General features: G+C 57.5%; 2 protein-coding genes. Both read left to right on the top strand.

What is annotated here, in order from left to right; all coding sequences use genetic code 11:
• Positions 1–261 precede the first annotated feature (261 nt).
• The gene (locus tag FV233_RS29015) at positions 262–1,314 is read left to right on the top strand and encodes a GDSL-type esterase/lipase family protein (RefSeq protein ID WP_147899598.1); all 1,053 of its coding nucleotides are present in this window, start codon (positions 262–264) and stop codon (positions 1,312–1,314) included.
• Positions 1,315–1,367: 53 nt separating this feature from the next.
• Complete coding sequence (locus FV233_RS29010; protein WP_187278268.1) at positions 1,368–2,072, top strand: glycoside hydrolase family 16 protein; 705 nt, start codon at positions 1,368–1,370, stop codon at positions 2,070–2,072.
• Positions 2,073–2,639 lie beyond the last annotated feature (567 nt).

Raw genomic sequence — 2,639 nt, 5'->3', positions numbered from 1 at the left:
GGCCATGTAATGCGTCTATTCGTGGGATTCTAGTAAGAAGCCATGATCGAAAAAACTGCTTATCATAGTTAATTTGCATCGTAATAACGAGTTTATACGAAACTATGCTACAAAAACGACCTGAGTAGCAGAAATTGTTTTCCCACTGCCCGGATCTGCAATGACGATGGCACGTATTTTGCGGCAACTGTTGCCTCGATTATTAACTCGTTCATCCTGACAGTCGCCTACACTCAATAACAAAGCGAGAAAATCACGATCATGGCAGAAATTGCAGCCATTCTCGACACTTACAAGGTCGCTATCGACGCGCAGTTCTCCGACCGGCGCGTCAGGTTAGTTCCGGCGGCGGCGACCACGCCGACATCGACTGGCGCAACGACGACCTCTCCCAGCACCGCCGCGATCAGGGGAGTTCTGTTCGAGGTGGACAGCATCACGTTCGGCGCCGGCCTGCAGGATGGCCAGCAGTATCCGAAGCTGATCGGCGCTTCAGCCGGCATCCCGGTCATGAATGACGCCTACGTCGGCGACACGCTGGCCAACGCCTTCGCCAAGTACGATCAGCAGGATGCTCCGAAGTTCAACGGCTCAAGCCTCAACACGATCTCGATCCTCGGCGGCATCAACGATATCCTGTCGAACGGCTCGACCGATGTCGTGCTGCGCGATGTAATCACGCAGTTCGTCGCGAAGGCCAAGGCGACCGGCTTCGTCGTCGTCCTCTGCACCCTGACACCGGTCGGCACCAAGTTCGCCGCTTCGGTCACTGCCGCGCAGCAGGGTTACGTCACCGCCTACAACGCATGGCTGCGAGCAAACTACCTATCCATCGGCGCTGACTATCTCGTGGACTTCGCGGCGATCCCGGAGGCGCAGGATCCGGCGAGCACGACCTACTACCAGGACCAGCTTCACCCCATGGCACCGCTCGCCGCCCTGATGGCAGCCAAGTGGCGGTCGACCCTTGCGGCCGCCCTGCCGGCGCAGTCGATCACCGCTGCTCCCGCGGACGATGCCTTCTCGGTTCAGGCCAAGGCGGGCTCAACAGCCGGTCAGGTCACGCTCTTCGGCTCAGTCGGATCGCAGTGGTACAACGTCGGGTTCCACAATACGACTGATGGCCGACACGTCAGTCCAGAGATCGTTCTGAACGGAGCCTCGACGTTCTCCGCGAACATTGACGTCTCGGCCCTACCGAACGGCCCATTCCCGATCGACGTGTCCGTTTGGAGCGGTCCGACAGCCCAGATCCGGAAGACGACCCGAGTCACGATCAATGTCAGCAACGGAGCGGCCATTAGCCCTTTCTAGGTACGCTGAAGCTCGTCTTTGAAGATGACTTCAGCGGCAACACGCTCGATCAATTGAAATGGTTCATCGGCCCGAAGCCAGACGGAGGCCAGTACGGTGGCGCCCACTTCGTCACGAAGGATGAGCCGCAGTTCTCGCGGATCTACACGGTCGCAAACGGCGTGTTATCGATCCGCGCGTATTACGACGGCGCATACAAGGATCCGGAGGGATGGGGCCGCCAATGGTACTCAGGGCAAATCTCGAGTTGCTTCCCTGACGACCGCGTAACTGGAGCTGTCCGAAAGGGTTACTTCGTGATGCGAGCCAAGCTGCCGGCGGTGCGCGGAGCCTGGCCGGCATTCTGGCTCGGGAACGTAGCCGGGAACAGAAACCCGAACGGCGGTCTCGAGGTCGATATTCTGGAAGGCTACGGCCGGTTCCCGCTTGGTTATGTCGGGACGATCCACGATTGGCCGGGGCAGTCTGGAAAAGATCATCTTTTCCAGCAGAAGCATTTCGACAACATGCTCGGTGGTGCTAACACGCAAACCGATTTCCATACCTACGGTCTGAGGATCACGGACACAGAATCGATTTGGTACTTCGACGAGAAAGAATTGGTGCGCTTCCCGCTCTACCGCGCGAACGATACGAATCTCGGCGCCTTCTTCGCAATGATCGACCTTTCTGTTGGCGGTGGATGGCCCGTCGATCAGCCTAAGAGCGGCTACATGGAAATGCTGGTGGATTACGTCCGCATCTACTCGGCCGATTGAGCCACTTGAGTCGTGCCCTTAGAGGTTGGCCCAGAGGCCCTACCAGCGGCCAGCAGCCGCATCGGGTGCGGCGGTTCAAGCTGCAAGCCGCCATCAAACGCTTAATCACCGAGAGCAACGGGGATCCGAAGCCCCCCGTCTGGACCGCAGACCCGGACCGCATCATCCAGGTCGCCAAACGCGCGTACGGAGCGATATACACTCACCACCAAAACAGGTCTGACCTCAGCACGAATACCAACCGGTCAGCGTCGATCGGCTCTCGATTGGACGGCTCCAGCCCTTCAAAGGGCGAGGCGGCGGCGGCAGAAGCGGGGCGACCGTGTTCTAAAGAAAAACGACTGATGCGAGCACGCCAGTGCTATGCCAACCAATACCCGCCCGTCCAAACGATGCGTGCCCGTTCTGTTACGCGCCTTTAGTCTAGGGAAATTTGCCCACATTTAGCTGAGTTATAATAATAAAATAAATTAAATCAGTTTTTTTAGAAAGGATCTAGTGCATTGATGCGTACAAATGGTGCAAAGCGCACACCGGATTATCAAAGTAACGCAGTGGGTCAGCTCT

The organism is Methylobacterium sp. WL7 (assembly GCF_008040085.1).
GTDB lineage: Bacteria > Pseudomonadota > Alphaproteobacteria > Rhizobiales > Beijerinckiaceae > Methylobacterium > Methylobacterium mesophilicum.
The sequence above is the reverse complement of the archived record's forward strand: the minus strand, read 5'-3'. Positions and strand labels throughout refer to the sequence as shown.

What these genes read in the sequence shown, in the direction of transcription:
- FV233_RS29015 (WP_147899598.1), top strand. Translation starts at nt 262, where the DNA reads ATGGCAGAAATTGCAGCCATTCTCGACACTTACAAGGTCGCTATCGAC.